Genomic DNA, 15,593 nt, shown 5'->3' on the forward strand with positions numbered 1-15,593 from the left:
GGGGCAGAGCCCCCACTGGGCGGGGCCGACAGGCGGCGCAACCCCCTTTGAGATCAGCTGTCGCCGTCTTTTTTCATTGTGCCGTGGTTCATCTGCATACCACCATGCATAGGCTTGCGCTCCAGATCGACAGGCACTTCGACAACAACATCGCCAGCCTTTTCAAAGGTCAATGTGACGGTAACCATATCATCTTGCTCCATGGCGTCGTTGAGGCCCATGAACATAACGTGCTGACCGCCACGTTGCATCATGATGGTCTCGCCTGCGGCAACAGGGAAGCCCTCTTCAACATGGGTCATTTTCATAACGCCATTTGCGTCTTCAATATGGGTGTGCAGCTCGACGCGCTTCGCAATCTCAGAGCTTGCGCCAATCAGGCGATCGTCATCACCTGTGTGATTCTCGATGACGATAAAGGCCGCGCCTGCGGAGGCGCTCATGCCTGCCGCGCGGGCATAGCTGTCTTTGATCATCATGCCATCGGCAAAGGCCGGCAACGCGAGTGCAGCAGCGGCAACGGCCGCCATAAGAGTCGTTTTGAGAGTCATAGCTCTACCTTTCTGTGAATTTATAAGGAGTTAGGGTGGCCCAAAGGCCTGTCTGTAAAACGTCAGACGGTTGCGGGTGGGCCGCGAGCGCTGGCTTTTAAGATGCCGAGAGCGGGCGCGCGCGCTCCATGGGTAAAGCTTACGCGCTCGCCCCCGACCATCACGCGCAGCGGCGCCGTGACGGGGGCGGAAAAATCAGCGAATAGAGCAAGGGCACACTCAGGGCAGATATGGGCGGGGCCCGTGGGCTGACCTGAGGAATCAACCGACACGGCCAGAGGGCCAGTGCCTGTGCAAATGACGATCTCACCTGTCGGCGAGGTCATCATGCGGGCTTCGGCCATAGCCTGCCCTGTGAGCACCAGAACAGCGACCACAAAGGCGGAGATATATGAGCGCAAAGCCTTCATGAGCGCAGACTTAAGCGACAGCGCGAAAGTTGCAAGAGGACAAAATGAAACAGCCCCGCCGAAAGGCAGGGCTGTTCAAAAAACGAAACGTCAAAAGAGCTTAAGCTTCAGCTGTTTGAGCTTTGCTGATGTCTTTTTTCATTTTCAACGCGCGCGCCGAGAGCTCGGCGTCTTTGGCTTTTGCCAAGAACTTGTCCAAACCACCACGGTGATCGACAGAGCGCAGAGCGTGAGCAGAGATACGCAGTTTGAAGCCGCGGCCCAGTGTCTCTGACTGGAGCGTCACGTCGTTCAAGTTTGGCAGAAAGCGACGGCGCGTTCTGTTTTTGGCGTGGCTCACATTGTTGCCAACCATCGGGCCTTTTCCGGTCAATTCGCAAACGCGTGACATGGGTTCATCCTCATTTTAGTCTTAGAGCCAGCAATCACTGCGGCCATATAATAGGACACCGAAAAACGGTCTCCGTGAATTCTGTTCGGTGTCATTAGGCGGAATCACCTGCCCCGTCAAGCCGATAGAGGCGCTCTTTAAGCAGATTTCGGCAGGCTGCGCTTCTCGTTTGTCTAGCTGGCAAGAAAGCCGCCTGATTGATGTGCCCAAAGGTCTGCATAGATGCCACCCTTGGCGATGAGTGCATCATGCGTGCCTTGTTCAACGATCGCACCGTCTCGCATGACGATGATGCGGTCCATGGCGGCAATCGTTGAAAGCCGGTGGGCAATCGCCAACACGGTTTTGCCCTCCATGACACGCGTCAGCGCAGTCTGGATCGAGGCTTCGACTTCGCTATCCAGCGCGCTGGTCGCTTCGTCGAGAACAAGGATTGGTGCGTCTTTGAGAATCGCGCGGGCCAAAGCGATGCGCTGGCGCTGCCCCCCCGAGAGCTTCACGCCGCGCTCGCCCAAATGGGCATCATACCCGCGACGGCCCTGCCCATCTTGCAGAGTTTCGATAAAGTCCTGCGCTTCGGCTTTGCTCACAGCCGCAGCGATGACAGCCTCGCTCGCATCGTCGCGGCCGTAAGTGATGTTGTCTCGCGCCGAGCGATTGAAGAGCGCGGTCTCTTGCGTGACCATGCCGATCGCGCAACGCAGGCTTGGCTCTGTCACATTTGATATGTCTTGCCCGTCAATCATGACGCGGCCTTCTTCCGGATCATAGAGCCTGAGCAAAAGAGACACGAGCGTAGACTTGCCTGCGCCTGAGGCCCCCACGATGCCGAGCTTTTCGCCAGCTTTGATCTTGAGAGAGATGCCGTTGACCCCGCCAATCTCGCGGCCGTAGCAGAACGTCACATTCTCAAACCTGATTTCGCCTTCCGGCACCGCGAGCGAGGCCCCTGCCCCAGCGCGTAGGCGCTTGGCGGGGGCAAGTGTGCGCATACCGTCTTCGACTTCACCGAGGTGCATATAGATTGTCATCAAGACAAAGCTGATCCAACCCGACATTTGCGCAAGGCGGATAGAAACAGCGCCTGTGGCTGCGATATCGCCTGGGGTAACGCCTGAGTCGCGCCAGAGGAGTGCAGCGCCAAGCAGCGCCACGGGCAGACAGCCAGCAATAAAGATCAGGCCATAGCGAAAGATTGAGCTCAGCTCACCGAAATCAACTGCACGCTCGCGCAGGGTTTCGAGGACATCGGCTGTCGCGGCTTCCTCAACAGCGTCGCCAGCAAAAAGCTTTACTGTTTTGATATTGGTGATTGTATCGACCACCTGCCCTGAAACCATGGCTTGCGCGGCGGCGCGCACTTTTGAGCGGGCACGGATGCCCGGCAGGAAGTATCGCAAATAGCCACCGTAGAGGACGATCCAGCCAAAGAGGATGAGCAGAAGCCGCAGATCACTTGCCGCGACGAGGATAGCGGAGCCGATAACCGAGGCGAGCGCGAATAGGATGGCATTGACCGTCTCGATCACCACTTCGGTGAGCGAACGGGTGGCCTGCACCTGCTTTTGTGCGAGGCGACCCGCGTAGTCGTCATCAAAGTAGCCGACCGATTGACCGAGCGTCCAACGGTTGAGACGCCCCAAAATTTGCTTGAAAAGGTTGGGCCCAAGCACGACCGACTGAAACGCTGCATTCAGGCCAAAGAAGGCAGGGCGCAGGCCAATGAGGAGGAACACCCCGAAGGCCAGCAGCGAGATGTGGTTGCCCAAAGGGGCATCGCTTGCTGTAAGATCGACAACTTCGCCGAGCACATACATCGACAGGACTTCGGAGGCCCCTGACAAGGCGGATATAAACCCCGCCAGAGCGATCACGGGCCATGCACCGCTAATACACCAGCGCGCGAAGCCCCAAAGCTCGGTTGGCGGCGCGCCGCGCGCAGGGCGAGACGGGTCAATCAGGCTTGCGGCCCTCCAGACGAGGCGCTGATAAGCGGTGTCGGCCATTATTCTGCTGCCTCTTCTTCTGCGCCGTCGGCGAGAAACCCGCCTGACTGGCGCGCCCAAAGGTCGGCATAGACACCGCAACGCGCCAGCAGCTCTTTATGTGTGCCCTCTTCAAGGATGAGACCCTTATCGAGAACGACGATCCTGTCCATCTGCGCGATGGTTGAAAGACGGTGCGCGATGGCGATCACGGTTTTGCCGCGCATCATGCCATAAAGCGTGTCCTGAATGGCTGCCTCGACCTCGCTGTCCAGAGCGCTTGTGGCCTCGTCGAGCAGCAGGATCGGAGCGTTTTTGAGGATCACGCGGGCAAGTGTGATGCGCTGGCGCTGACCACCCGAAAGCTTGACACCTCTTTCGCCCACATGAGCAGACATGCCGCGGCGGCCCTCTGGGTCTTGCAATGTGTCGATAAACTCCAGCGCCTCAGCCTCTTTTGCTGCCTGCCAAATTTCGGCGTCCGTTGCATCGGGGCGGCCATAGGCGATATTTTCGCGCAGTGACCTGTGGAGAAGCGAGCTGTCTTGTTGCACCATGCCGATCTGGCGGCGCAGGCTGTCTTGGGTCACTTGGGCGATGTCCTGACCGTCGATCAAGATGCGCCCTGCCTCGGCATCATAAAAACGCAACAGCAGCTTCACCAACGTCGACTTACCCGCACCCGAGCGCCCGACGAGACCGACTTTTTCGCCTGCCTTGATGGTCAGGTTCACCCCTTCAAGGCCGCCAATATCGCGGCCATAGCGGTGGATCAAGTTTTCAATTTTGATTTCGCCCTTGGCGATTTGAAGGGACGCAGCGCCTTTTGCATCGGTAAGATCAATCGGCTGGGCAATGGTTTCCATGCCCTCGGCCACAACACCAAGCTGGCGAAAAAACGAAGTCAGCGCCCACATGATCCAGCCCGTCATTGCATTCAGCCGTAGCGTGAGAGCCGAAGCCGCCGCGACGACGCCGACGGAAGCTGTGCCTTGCATCCAGAGATAGATCGCCCAGCCGACCACGCCGACGATCAGCACACCGTTGAGCAGAGTGAGGACAAAATCCATCACCGAATAGATGCGCATTTCTTCAATGAAGGTGCGACGGGCCTCCTCAATAGCTTCGCGGGCGAAGTTGATCTCACCATCATGATGAGCAAACATTTTGACTGAATGGATATTGGTATAACTGTCCACCACACGACCTGTGACGGCGGAGCGGGCATCGGAGGCCTTTTGCGAAGCGGGGCCAACACGCTTCAATGTCCATTGCATGAGCAAGCCATAGCCTATGAGCCAGACTGCGAGCGGCAGCATCAAGCGCATATCGGCCCCATAGAGCAGGACCGCCGCGCCCACGATATAGGCGACAGAATATGTGAGAGCGTCAAAGACTTGAAACACCGCCTCGCCCGCGGCGGGAGGCGTTTGCATGATACGGTTGGCAATCCGGCCTGCGAAATCGTTTTCAAACCAGCCGACGGACTGGCGCAGCACGTGATTGTGCGCCCGCCAGCGGACCAATGTACCAAGATTGGGCAGGATGGTATTGTTGAGCAGCAGCACATCCAGAAACTGGATTGCGGGACGGATGAGTAGCACAAAGAGGGCCAGCCCGATCAGAAAGCTGCCATGCGCAGCCCAGACATCAGCGGGCGCGCCCGTCAGCACATCAACGAGCCAGCCTGTATAATAGATCAGTGCAATTTCGATGGCGGCGACGACAATCGAGAGAATACCTGCCGCCCAGAACACAGTTTTGAACGGGCGCGTATAGCCCAGCATGAAGCGCCAAAGTGTTTTAGGCGGAACATCTTCATTTGGGTAGGATGTGTAGGGATCAACGAGAGTTTCGAAATAGGTGAAAAGCTTTTTCATGATCTGGAGCCTTGGAAATAAGATGTGTCCGCGCAGCACGGCGCGGGCTTTGGAGGTTTTTCGCCGGGGCTTTGGCGATCACCCTTTCTTGTTCCAGATCCCGTAAAACATGAGTCCCTCCTTGTTCACTTGTGAAGGGTAACCGAGCGCTGGTGGGGTGTCACCCCTAGAAGTGACGCTCTTGCACTGAGCTCTTACGATGTGTGTGAGCCGCGGCGCTCAGGCGCGGAACCAGCCCCCCGCGCCCCGTGGGATATCTCTGGAAAGAAGAAGCCAGCAGATCGGCCGCGCTTGACCCAGTCAGTCGCAGATCGCTTTGAGCGCCGTCCATTTGGCATCTGTCAGCACAGAAGACGTCTTGGACTGTGTTTCTGCATGAGCGCGGGATTTGTCAGCGCGCGCTTGTGAAGGCGGGTGAGTGTTAAGATAAGCGGGGAGCGCGGGGCCGCCGCCTTCCAGTCCGAGAATGTAATCAAAAAAACTGGCGAGGCCTTCAGAACTGACTTCTGCCTCGTGCAGTGCCTCCAGAGCAAAATCATCCGCAAGAATTTCAGCCTCACGGGTATAACTTGTCGAAATGAGATGCTCTGCGACAAGAACTGCGAGCGTACCACCAGAAAAGTCGCCCAGAACCATGGACAAGAGGCCAGCAGAGCCCGCAGCCCGCAAAGCGCCGATGGTCGCGTCGCGGTTTTCGACGTGGCCTATTTCATGGGCCAGCACCCCCGCGACGGCATCTGCGCTTGTGGCCTTGTCCAGAAGTCCACGCACGATCACGATCTGCCCACCAGGGGCCGCGAAGGCATTGACCATCTCATCGTCAAAGACCCTGATATCAAGGTCATACTCCATCTCGCGTCCCTCGATGAGGCGCGCCTCCATTTTACGCAGCGCAGCGAGACCTGCTTCGTTATTGCAGATGAGGTCAGTCTCTGACGAGCCCGCCAGAAACCACTCCATCTGATTGACAACGGCACGGCCAAACTGGACCTCGCGCTCACGCGGCATGATATGAGCAAGGCTTGTGGCCATAGCAGGCAAGATCACAAAGATCATCGCGAGGACAGCGACAACGGCCACTGTGAGCTTTGTAACCACGCGTGCGCCTGTGCCTTTGTGAATGTCGCGGCGGGCCAGATAGGGCGCTGCGCGGCGCAAGGCTGCATTCATTGCACCATCACGGCACGAGAGACGCGCTTCGTGGTGCAGAGTTTCGTCTTCGCCTTCAATATGCAGCGCAAAGCTAAGCCAGCCGCCTTGAGGCTGATCGCGCAAGAGGCGCAACTCGGCCAGCGGCCATTCTTCAGGCTGCTCGAGCGCTTCTCCATCAAAGCTTAAAACGCCCCGCGCCTCATCAAGACGGAGGATGACTTTGTGTTTGGCGGCGGATGAGCCGTCAAAGAAACTCCCCGCCGCTTCAAGCATCAGATTGCGCCACCAATATCGAGCGCATCGGCAAAGCCTTCAGCATCCACACCTGTTTCCATCGCACGTTGCTGGATATCGTTCAGGGCGTCCGCGTTGTGGACAGTAAAGTTTGTGATGAAATGTGCGATGGTGGGCTGGGTAATAAACACCAGCGCCATCGCGCCGAGGAGCACCAACGCGATCAGATAGAGGACAACCCCCAGAACGCCGACGAGACCCATGTTGCCAATGCCAGCCATGCTCATCACTGCGCCAAAGAGCAGACCGCCGATAAACACCAAAACTGCCACAACTACGGCGATGATCAATGCACCGATGATGTAGATTTTTATGACTTCCCCTGTTGTCGGGGTGGCTGTGAAGGTAATCTGATCACCGAGCATGCGGTTTTCGGCCATGTAGCGAAAGCTATGCACACGATAATACACAAAGCCAACCATGAGCCAAATATAGCCAACAAGGACTGCGATACCCATAAGGGCTTCGGACTGGGCAGCGCCGCCGATGGCGACGCCTGCGATGAGCACGCCAAGACCGATAAACACATGCTTTGCGGCCCCATAAAGTGCTGTCCATTTGCCGCCCTGCTCAAAGCGGGCGTCTCCGAAATAGCTTCGGTCGGCCATGTATTTCTCAAGTTTGAAATTGCCGAGAGGAAAGAGAGCGCCAAAGCTCACCAATGTCAGAAGACCATAGCCGATGGCGCGTGCAGCAAAGCCCCATGCGCCTTTTTCCATGCCAAAGCGCACACCCCGCCAGCGGGTGCGCGCCATTTTATAGCGGCGGGCGCGATACATTGCGTAAAATATCAGCGGCAGCAAGGCAAAGAGGTTGATGTAAATCAGGGCATTCAGCGCAAGTATTCCTTGCGGCGCCTCCAGATCGACAGAGTAGCTCAGACCCAAAAAGAAGAGCAGCATTTGCACGACACCCAGATAAATCGCGAGGGCCACAATCGCGACGAGAAAACCGAGAAACTTCTCAAGGCCTGTGCCTGTGTATTCAAATGCGTCGCCATCGCCGACAGTGGAGGACCAGATATATTTGCGGATGCGCGTTTTGCCCCAGAAGCGATAAATACCGAGTGTCACAAATGTGAGAAGAGCCACGCTGATTGCGAGAGGAAAAAGCTCTCCTCTCGTGCCGCGATACTGGCCATTAATTTGCCCTGATGTGCTCATTGTTTAAATCCTCACTGTTGAAATCGCGCTCGCGCTGAAAGCTTAACCAAGATTATGAAGGCCATAGGGCTAATCACGCAAGTTATATTGCGCTTATTCAGTCAAACTTCATATTACGCGGGAAGCCGTAGGGTGGGCGTTTGCCGACCCCTGCCCGCTTGCCGAGCCATTCAGAAAGGTCGGGTTCTGTGCGGGTTTTACCGCCGCCCATCGCCCAGCTGAGGCCCTCGGACCACGTGAATGTGGTCAGGTCAGAGAGGCCGCCGTCAAGCTCAAGCGCGCCCTGCTTGCCGCGAGCCATGTTATACTTCTGCAAACGCACGCCTTTGCCACGGCCAAGCTCAGGCAATTCTGCAACGGGGAACACAAGGAACTTGCCGTTTTGGCTGACGATGGCGACATGATCGCCTGTGAGCGGCTTACAGATCATAGCGCGAGCATCGTCTTTGACATTGAGCACTTGTTTGCCCGATTTGGTCTGTGCCAACACTTCTTCTTCAGGAACAACGAAGCCATTCCCCTCCGAGGACGCGAGCAACAGCTTGCGCCCCCTTTGGTGCACAAAGAGGGAGACAATCTCGGCCTCATTGGGCAGATCAACCATGAGACGTAAGGGCTCGCCCATGCCTCGGCCACCTGGAAGATTGGCCGCACCCAACGTGTAGAAGCGTCCGTTTGAGCCCATCAATACGATTTTGTCTGTGGTCTCGGCATGAAAGGCAAATCGGGCTTCATCACCATCTTTGAACTTGAGCTCACGGGTCAGATCAATGTGGCCCGACATGGCGCGGATCCAGCCCATTTTAGAGCAGACGATCGTTATCGGCTCTTTCTCGATCATAGCTTCAAGCGGTACGTCCTCGACTTCACCCGCCTCAGCAAAGAGCGTACGGCGCGCGCCGCCTTCGTAGTCTTTGCCAAAGGTTTTCTTGGCAAGCTTGAGCTGATCGGCAATGGCGGCCCATTGGAGGCTTTCACTTTCGAGCAGGTCTTCAAGGCCTGCGCGCTCTTCCATGAGCTTATCTCGCTCGGCGACAAGCTCCATCTCTTCAAGTTTGCGCAAAGAGCGTAGGCGCATGTTTAGTATTGCGTCAGCTTGTGGCTCTGTCAGACCATCATCCGAGCCCGCTTTGGGCGAAACATAGTCGCGCTCGTCGGTGGCACGCACAAATGTCTGGCCCCAATCTTCCCGCATCAAGGCTGCCTTGGGCTCGTCATCGTAGCGAATGATATCAATGACACGGTCCAGATTGAGGAAGGCGATGATAAAGCCTTCGAGCACCTCAAGGCGGGCATCAATCTTTTCCATCCGGTGCTGACTGCGACGGGTGAGAACTTCGCGGCGGAAATCAAGGAAGGCGCGCAGCACCTCTTTCATCGAGCAAACCTTGGGCGTAACGCCGTCAATCAACACGTTCATGTTGAGCGAGAAGCGCGTCTCAAGATCTGAATTGCGAAACATCATGTTCATCAGAACGTCAGGATCGACATTTTTGGAACGAGGCTCGAGCACAAGGCGGATATCTTCGGCGGATTCGTCGCGCACATCACCAAGGATCGGAATTTTCTTCAGCTGGATCAGCTCGGCGATCTTTTCGATCAACTTGGACTTCTGCACCTGATAGGGGATTTCCGTGATCACGATCTGCCAGAGGCCGCGCCCAAGATCTTCAACCTCCCATTTGGAGCGTAGCCGGAACGAGCCACGGCCTGTGCGATAGGCCTGAGCGATGTTTTCGCGCGGCTCGACAATTGTTCCGCCTGTTGGAAAATCGGGACCTGGTACAAAACCAAGCAGAGTATCGTCGCGCGCATCAGGTGTCTTGATCAGATGAAGGCAGGCATCGATCAGCTCGGCGATATTGTGCGGCGGGATATTTGTTGCCATGCCCACAGCGATTCCCGTGGAACCGTTGGCGAGCAAGTTTGGGAAGGTCGCAGGCAGAACCGCAGGCTCTTCGAGGCGGCCATCGTAGTTGGGGCGATAGTCTACCGCATTTTCGGCCAGACCTTCGAGCATAGATTCGGCGACCACTGTCATGCGCGCTTCTGTGTAACGCGCGGCGGCAGGGTTATCGCCGTCGATATTGCCGAAGTTGCCTTGTCCGTCAACGAGCGGATAGCGCACGTTGAAGTCCTGTGCGAGGCGGGCCATCGCATCATAGATAGCCGCGTCACCGTGAGGGTGGAAATCACCCATTGTGTCGCCAGAAATCTTTGCAGACTTGAGGAAACCGCCTGTAGAACTGAGGCGCAAGCGGCTCATCGCATAGAGGATACGGCGGTGCACGGGTTTGAGACCATCACGGGCATCAGGCAATGCACGGTGCATGATCGTGGAGAGCGCATAGGTGAGATACCGCTCGCCAATGGCGCGGCGCAGCGGCTCTAGGTGTTCGACCTCGGGCGTATCTTCATCATCGATCAAATCGCTCATGGGGCGTGTGTAAAGGCTTTCGCAGTCGGATTGAATCCCCAAAATGCCTGTTGACGTTGCATTTATACAAAATGGGGAAACTCCCCAAATGATTCTCCTCCTTTTTGCTCGCGAATCGCGTAAGGTGCTGCCAAGGGTTTGTGAGTTTTGCTTGAGGGGTTGTGCCAAATGTGGCGTTTTATTTTAGTGACTTTCGGTTTTTTGTTTTTTGCTTTTTATGAGTTGAACGGCGGTGCGGACTACGCGCCAAAAGACGGGTCGCGCCAAGCAGTCGCTGCAGAACGCGCCCACGCCGCAGAACAAAAGCGCCTCGCATTTCTTCAAGCAAAACCGAGAGAAAAAGCACCCCTTCCCGTCGCTGCTGAAGTGATTACTGGTGGCGATGACACCCTTGTTCTGGCCTCTGCCGGTGGAAGCGCATTGCCGCTGCCAAAGCCCAACGCGGTGACCCTGGACCAGGCAGTCATTGATGTGGCGAAAGCCGAAAACCTCACCGAGGTTGCAGCCAGCGCATCTACCAATACCGCCTTTGGCGACGATATTCGCGAAGTCACGGGCGGGCGTGTGAACCTGCGTCGTGGACCTGGAACTAACTTTAACGCCGTCGGCAGACTGACCCGCGGCGAGCAAGTCCTGGTGCTTTCTGAAGAGAACGGCTGGGTCAAACTGCGCGTCCTTGAGACCGGGCGCATTGGGTATATGGCTGATTTTCTGGTGTCAGACGCAGCCAACTGAACCTTGCCAGAACGTGATGCGCCACGTAAGCGGGCGAGATGAGCAAAACAATTCTGATCACAGGCTGCTCCTCGGGGCTTGGTTATGACGCGGCACACGGGCTAAAACAGCGCGGTTGGAGGGTTTTTGCAACTTGCCGCAAGGAGGCAGATTGTGCGCGGCTCAGGGGCGAAGGCTTAGAGAGCTTTCCGCTCGATTATGCATCAAGCGAAAGCATAGAAGCGGCCGTCGCTGAGGTTCTTGAGCGCACGGGAGGCACGTTGGATGCGCTCTACAACAATGGAGCCTTTGCTCTGCCCGGCGCTGTCGAAGACTTGCCGCGAGAGGGCTTAAGAGAGATTTACGAAACAAACCTCTTTGGTGTCCACGAACTGAGCTGCAAGATCATTCCAGTGATGCGCGCACAGGGGCACGGGCGGATCATCAACTGTTCTTCTGTGCTGGGCCTTGTGCCTATGCGCTGGCGTGGAGCGTATTCCAGCACGAAGTTTGCGCTTGAAGGCCTTACGGATACGCTGCGCATCGAGATGCGCGACACGCCGATCCATATTATCACGGTTGAGCCTGGGCCGATCACTTCGGAAATCCGCAAGAACTCAATCGGACCATTTGAGCGGCACGTAAATTGGCAGGCCTCACCACGACGGGCGCAATATGAGGACAGTCTCTTGAAGCGACTTTATACAGCCGCCGAAGGGCCTGATCGCTTTGAGCTTCCAGCCTCGGCTGTTACAAAAAAGCTCATTCATGCGCTGGAAAGCGAGCGCCCGAAGCCCAGGTATTTTGTCACTACACCGACCTATCTTATGGCGGCGGCGCGGCGGATTTTGCCAACTCGACTTCTAGACTGGCTGATCGCGAAGAGCTGAGGCGGCGCTCGCGCCAAACGATAAATAGCCCTCCTGCCGCGATGAGAAACGCGCCCGGGAAGAGATCGGACCACGGCGCTTCACTGTAAAAGAGCCAGCCAAGGACGAAAGCCATCGGAATACCAAAGTAGCTGAAGGGAGCAAGGTTGCTTTGCTCGGTCATGCGGTAGGCCATGACATAGAGCAGAACCGCTACGCCGCCGAAGGCGCCCATTAGCATGATCCATCCAAGGTCTGTCCAGCTTTGTAACAGGCTGAAGCCGCCCCAAAAGAAGGCGAGCACAAGTGAGCCGCACAGCGCGGCGCTGGCCGAGTAGACATTGACCAGAGGAGTCACAACATCTTCATCAAAGAGACGCGCTGTCACGGCAGTGCTTGCGTAAAGTGCCGCCGCCCCGAGGGGCAAGAGCGCGGCGGCTCCAAACGCCTCACTGCTTGGTCCAACGATAAGGATCACGCCTAAAAAGCCGATGATAACGGCGAGCCAGCGCACCGGGCCGACCCTTTCGCCCGAAAGTGGCCACGCGAGCGCGGTGGCAAAAATGGCAGAGGCGTAGCTCAGTGTTGAGGCTGTCGCGAAGGGCATAAAGACAAGCGAGCCATAAAACATGAGCTGCGCGAACGAAACGAGCAGCCCACGCAGAAAGCCGAGTTTCCACTGTCGGATTTTCCAACGCTTGCCTGCGTTGCGCCAGCGCGCCGAGGCAAACAGCGCGATAAGACTTGGCACGAGGCCGAAGACATTGCGGTATGCAGACAGCTCTGCCGAGGTATAGCGGGGCGAAAGATGCTTGATGATCAGCCCCATCAAATCAAAAAACAGCAGCGCCGCGAGGCACAGTAGGATGGCGAGAACAGTGTTGTCGCCCGCACGCGGGCCTGAAGGCTGTGTCATGACGCGACGCTAGCGGCAATCTGACCCGTGCGCCAGATTTGCCCTCGTAATCCTGAAAAAAACCTCTAGATGGGGAGACAACTTATAAAAAAGGGGGCCAAGTCATGGCTGGTGATCCACTTTTTCTTGTTACTGCCGTAGCCTGTGTGGCTGTTCTGATCATTTTGATGATCGGTGTTGGTGGCTTTGCCAAAGGCGGCGAATTTAACCGCAAACACGCAAACCGCATCATGCGTTGGCGGATCGGAGCGCAGTTTATTGCTGTGGCGCTGATCCTGCTGTTCGTTTGGTTGCGTTCGGGAGGCTGAAACTATGGTTGTATTGAACAAAATTTATACGCGTACGGGCGACCGTGGTGACACGGCTTTGGGAAATGGCTCACGGGTTGCGAAGCACTCTGCACGCGTTGCGGCTTATGGCACGTCAGACGAGCTAAACGCGACGATCGGTGTCGCGCGCTTGAATGCCGAGGGAGAGATGGACGCAGCATTGGCGCGCATCCAGAACGATCTTTTCGATCTTGGTGCTGACCTTTGTACGCCTGATATCGACAAGGACGAACAGGCCGAATATCCGCCCCTGCGCATGATCGAAGAGCAGGTGAAGCGCTTGGAGGCCGAGATTGACGTGATGAATGCGGATCTCGAGCCGCTCCGCAGCTTTATTCTGCCCGGTGGATCGGCATTGGCGGCACATCTCCATATCTGCCGCACCGTTTCACGCCGCGCTGAACGCAAAACAACCGAGCTTGCCTCGACAGAAGAAGTCAACGAATGGGCGGTAAAATACCTTAACCGCCTGTCTGACTGGTTCTTTGTTGCTGCGCGCCATAGCAATGACGGCGGCAAGGCCGATGTACTTTGGGTTCCGGGCGCGAACCGCTAGGCCGAAAGGCTTATGTCAATCAGATGAGAAAACGCCCTGCCCTTGTGCGGGCGTTTTGTTTTTGGTCAGAGGCGCGGGGCGCTTACTCTGCGGAAAAGCTGTGTGTCGTAATATTTTTGCAAAGATCAGGCCTGAAAAAGCCATAACGCGGCGTCTCTGAGACAAAACGTGACGATTTTGCCCTGTTATGCCTTCGAGCGAGGCGATATTCAGGCAGAGGAAAATATGGAGTCGCTTCAGCGGCCAAATGAAACCTTAAAGGAGTGACCGCCAATGAAGGTGCTTGTGCCCGTCAAACGCGTGATCGACTATAACGTGAAAGTTCGTGTTAAAGCGGATGGATCGGGTGTTGATCTTGCCAACGTAAAAATGTCGATGAACCCATTCGACGAAATTGCCGTAGAAGAGGCCATTCGCCTCAAGGAAGCTGGCAAAGCCGAGGAAGTCATTGCTGTCTCTATCGGTGTGAAGCAAGCGCAGGAAACTCTGCGTACGGCTTTGGCGATGGGTGCGGATCGTGCGATCCTTGTGGTTGCGACAGATGATGTCCATCAGGATATTGAGCCACTCGCTGTTGCCAAAATTCTTGCCAAAGTGGTCGAAGAAGAGCAGCCTGGTATCGTGCTTGCGGGCAAGCAAGCGATCGACAATGACATGAACGCGACAGGGCAGATGCTCTCAGCGCTTCTGGGTTGGTCGCAAGGCACATTTGCCTCCGAGCTTGACGTGCAGGGCGACAAAGCTGTTGTCACGCGCGAAGTAGACGGCGGCTTGCAGACGATCAATGTGACGATGCCAGCCATCATCACTGTTGACTTGCGTCTGAACGAACCGCGCTATGCGAGCCTGCCAAACATCATGAAAGCCAAGAAAAAGCCGCTGGATGAGAAGACAGCTGCGGATTACGGCGTTGATGTCACGCCGCGTCTGGCTGTTGTCTCGACAACAGAACCAGAAGCGCGCAAGGCCGGCGAAATTGTTGGCTCGGTAGACGAGCTTGTGGCGAAACTCAAAGAAGCGGGGGCAGTGTAATGTCGGTTCTCCTACTTGCAGAAGTAAACAATGGCGAGCTTGCCATGGACGCGACGGCCAAAGCCGTGACAGCGGCGACAAAGCTCGGGGATGTCACAGTTCTCGCGTGCGGCGCATCTGCTGCGGCAGCTGGTGCGGCAGCGGCGACGATCAAAGGCGTGAGCAAAGTGCTCGTGGCTGAAGATGCCAGCCTCGGCCACCGCCTTGCGGAGCCAACGGCAGCGCTGATCGTCAGCCTTGCAGGCGATTACGAGCATATCGTTGCGCCAGCGACAACAGACGCAAAGAACGTGATGCCACGGGTTGCGGCGCTTCTCGATGTGATGGTGATCTCTGACGCGTCTGGCGTTGTGGACGGTGACACATTCGAGCGTCCGATTTACGCGGGCAACGCGATCCAGACGGTCAAATCGTCAGACGCCAAAAAAGTCATCACCTTCCGCACATCAACTTTTGATGCGGCAGAGACAGGTGGATCGGCAAGCGTTGAAGCCATCGCGGCAGCTGCAGACCCTGCGCTTTCGTCATGGGTTGAAGACAAGGTTGCGGCATCTGATCGCCCCGAGCTGACTTCGGCTGGTGTGGTTGTCTCGGGTGGCCGTGGTGTCGGCTCACTGGATGACTTCAAGATGATCGAACAGCTCGCCGACAAGCTCGGTGCAGCCGTCGGCGCCTCGCGCGCAGCTGTGGACTCGGGCTATGCCCCGAACGACTGGCAGGTTGGCCAGACGGGTAAAGTTGTTGCGCCCGAGCTTTATGTTGCTGTCGGGATTTCTGGAGCGATCCAGCACCTCGCAGGCATGAAAGACAGCAAGATCATCGTGGCAATCAACAAGGACGAAGAGGCGCCGATCTTTACCGTCGCCGATTACGGACTTGTCGGCGATCTGTTCAAGCTGGTGCCCGAACTGGAC

15 protein-coding genes are annotated in these 15,593 nt (G+C 56.6%); 6 read left to right on the plus strand and 9 right to left on the minus strand.

Annotation, left to right across the window (positions count from 1 at the left end; all coding sequences use genetic code 11):
• Nucleotides 1-53: 53 nt before the first annotated feature.
• From P8O11_RS11955 to parC, 8 genes are all read right to left on the minus strand, one after another.
• Nucleotides 54-551 (minus strand): copper chaperone PCu(A)C, encoded by a 498-nt coding sequence (locus P8O11_RS11955; RefSeq protein ID WP_300294467.1) that lies wholly within the window; start codon nt 549-551, stop codon nt 54-56.
• 62 nt (nt 552-613) lie between these two features.
• A complete protein-coding gene (locus P8O11_RS11960) occupies nt 614-961 on the minus strand; it encodes a hypothetical protein (protein WP_300294469.1) in 348 nt (115 codons plus the stop codon).
• 100 nt (nt 962-1,061) lie between these two features.
• Complete coding sequence (gene rpmB / locus P8O11_RS11965) at nt 1,062-1,352, minus strand: 50S ribosomal protein L28 (RefSeq protein ID WP_089889294.1); 291 nt, start codon at nt 1,350-1,352, stop codon at nt 1,062-1,064.
• Between the two features lie 173 nt (nt 1,353-1,525).
• Nucleotides 1,526-3,358: an ABC transporter ATP-binding protein gene (locus P8O11_RS11970; RefSeq protein ID WP_300294471.1), complete on the minus strand. Its 1,833-nt coding sequence runs from the start codon at nt 3,356-3,358 to the stop codon at nt 1,526-1,528.
• Nucleotides 3,358-5,217, minus strand: a complete 1,860-nt coding sequence (locus P8O11_RS11975; protein ID WP_300294473.1) for an ABC transporter ATP-binding protein — start codon at nt 5,215-5,217, stop codon at nt 3,358-3,360. The genes P8O11_RS11970 and P8O11_RS11975 overlap by 1 nt, the downstream gene beginning before the upstream one ends.
• Before the next feature lie 300 nt (nt 5,218-5,517).
• The gene (locus tag P8O11_RS11980) at nt 5,518-6,642 is read right to left on the minus strand and encodes a M48 family metallopeptidase (RefSeq protein ID WP_300294474.1); all 1,125 of its coding nucleotides are present in this window, start codon (nt 6,640-6,642) and stop codon (nt 5,518-5,520) included.
• Entirely contained in the window at nt 6,642-7,826 is a 1,185-nt protein-coding gene (locus P8O11_RS11985; protein WP_300294475.1) for a DUF898 family protein, read from the minus strand. Before P8O11_RS11985 ends, P8O11_RS11980 begins: the two co-directional genes overlap by 1 nt.
• A gap of 97 nt (nt 7,827-7,923) precedes the next feature.
• Nucleotides 7,924-10,263, minus strand: a complete 2,340-nt coding sequence (gene parC / locus P8O11_RS11990; protein ID WP_300294476.1) for a DNA topoisomerase IV subunit A — start codon at nt 10,261-10,263, stop codon at nt 7,924-7,926.
• A gap of 168 nt (nt 10,264-10,431) precedes the next feature.
• On the opposite strand from parC, the gene P8O11_RS11995 reads away from it, so the two are divergent.
• Together P8O11_RS11995 and P8O11_RS12000 are read left to right on the plus strand one after the other, a co-directional pair.
• On the plus strand, nt 10,432-10,998 hold the full coding sequence (locus P8O11_RS11995; RefSeq protein ID WP_300294478.1) for an SH3 domain-containing protein: 567 nt from the start codon (nt 10,432-10,434) through the stop codon (nt 10,996-10,998).
• Nucleotides 10,999-11,036: 38 nt separating this feature from the next.
• Nucleotides 11,037-11,867 carry an SDR family NAD(P)-dependent oxidoreductase gene (locus tag P8O11_RS12000; protein WP_300294480.1) on the plus strand — a complete coding sequence of 277 codons (831 nt, stop codon included), beginning with the start codon at nt 11,037-11,039 and terminating at the stop codon, nt 11,865-11,867.
• Here P8O11_RS12000 and P8O11_RS12005 read toward each other — a convergent pair.
• Complete coding sequence (locus P8O11_RS12005; protein WP_300294482.1) at nt 11,803-12,762, minus strand: DMT family transporter; 960 nt, start codon at nt 12,760-12,762, stop codon at nt 11,803-11,805. The two genes, P8O11_RS12000 and P8O11_RS12005, sit on opposite strands and share 65 nt — an antisense overlap.
• A 104-nt stretch (nt 12,763-12,866) precedes the next feature.
• On the opposite strand from P8O11_RS12005, the gene P8O11_RS12010 reads away from it, so the two are divergent.
• From P8O11_RS12010 to P8O11_RS12025, 4 genes are all read left to right on the plus strand, one after another.
• The gene (locus P8O11_RS12010; protein WP_089889267.1) at nt 12,867-13,070 is read left to right on the plus strand and encodes a twin transmembrane helix small protein; all 204 of its coding nucleotides are present in this window, start codon (nt 12,867-12,869) and stop codon (nt 13,068-13,070) included.
• 4 nt (nt 13,071-13,074) lie between these two features.
• Complete coding sequence (locus P8O11_RS12015; RefSeq protein ID WP_089889265.1) at nt 13,075-13,647, plus strand: cob(I)yrinic acid a,c-diamide adenosyltransferase; 573 nt, start codon at nt 13,075-13,077, stop codon at nt 13,645-13,647.
• A 273-nt stretch (nt 13,648-13,920) separates the two neighbouring features.
• Nucleotides 13,921-14,679: an electron transfer flavoprotein subunit beta/FixA family protein gene (locus P8O11_RS12020; RefSeq protein ID WP_089889262.1), complete on the plus strand. Its 759-nt coding sequence runs from the start codon at nt 13,921-13,923 to the stop codon at nt 14,677-14,679.
• Nucleotides 14,679-15,593, plus strand: a 915-nt coding sequence (locus P8O11_RS12025; protein ID WP_300294487.1) for an FAD-binding protein, incomplete at its 3' end; no start/stop codon positions are given. The genes P8O11_RS12020 and P8O11_RS12025, both read left to right, overlap by 1 nt.

It is taken from the genome of Lentibacter sp., assembly GCF_029254145.1.
Taxonomy (GTDB): Bacteria; Pseudomonadota; Alphaproteobacteria; order Rhodobacterales; family Rhodobacteraceae; genus Lentibacter.

Bases quoted from the DNA above. Each gene is read 5' to 3' on its own strand.
- P8O11_RS11955 (WP_300294467.1), bottom strand. From the start codon at position 551: ATGACTCTCAAAACGACTCTTATGGCGGCCGTTGCCGCTGCTGCACTC.
- P8O11_RS11960 (WP_300294469.1), bottom strand. From the start codon at position 961: ATGAAGGCTTTGCGCTCATATATCTCCGCCTTTGTGGTCGCTGTTCTG.
- rpmB (WP_089889294.1), bottom strand. From the start codon at position 1,352: ATGTCACGCGTTTGCGAATTGACCGGAAAAGGCCCGATGGTTGGCAAC.
- P8O11_RS11970 (WP_300294471.1), bottom strand. From the start codon at position 3,358: ATGGCCGACACCGCTTATCAGCGCCTCGTCTGGAGGGCCGCAAGCCTG.
- P8O11_RS11975 (WP_300294473.1), bottom strand. From the start codon at position 5,217: ATGAAAAAGCTTTTCACCTATTTCGAAACTCTCGTTGATCCCTACACA.
- P8O11_RS11980 (WP_300294474.1), bottom strand. From the start codon at position 6,642: ATGCTTGAAGCGGCGGGGAGTTTCTTTGACGGCTCATCCGCCGCCAAA.
- P8O11_RS11985 (WP_300294475.1), bottom strand. From the start codon at position 7,826: ATGAGCACATCAGGGCAAATTAATGGCCAGTATCGCGGCACGAGAGGA.
- parC (WP_300294476.1), bottom strand. From the start codon at position 10,263: ATGAGCGATTTGATCGATGATGAAGATACGCCCGAGGTCGAACACCTA.
- P8O11_RS11995 (WP_300294478.1), top strand. From the start codon at position 10,432: ATGTGGCGTTTTATTTTAGTGACTTTCGGTTTTTTGTTTTTTGCTTTT.
- P8O11_RS12000 (WP_300294480.1), top strand. From the start codon at position 11,037: ATGAGCAAAACAATTCTGATCACAGGCTGCTCCTCGGGGCTTGGTTAT.
- P8O11_RS12005 (WP_300294482.1), bottom strand. From the start codon at position 12,762: ATGACACAGCCTTCAGGCCCGCGTGCGGGCGACAACACTGTTCTCGCC.
- P8O11_RS12010 (WP_089889267.1), top strand. From the start codon at position 12,867: ATGGCTGGTGATCCACTTTTTCTTGTTACTGCCGTAGCCTGTGTGGCT.
- P8O11_RS12015 (WP_089889265.1), top strand. From the start codon at position 13,075: ATGGTTGTATTGAACAAAATTTATACGCGTACGGGCGACCGTGGTGAC.
- P8O11_RS12020 (WP_089889262.1), top strand. From the start codon at position 13,921: ATGAAGGTGCTTGTGCCCGTCAAACGCGTGATCGACTATAACGTGAAA.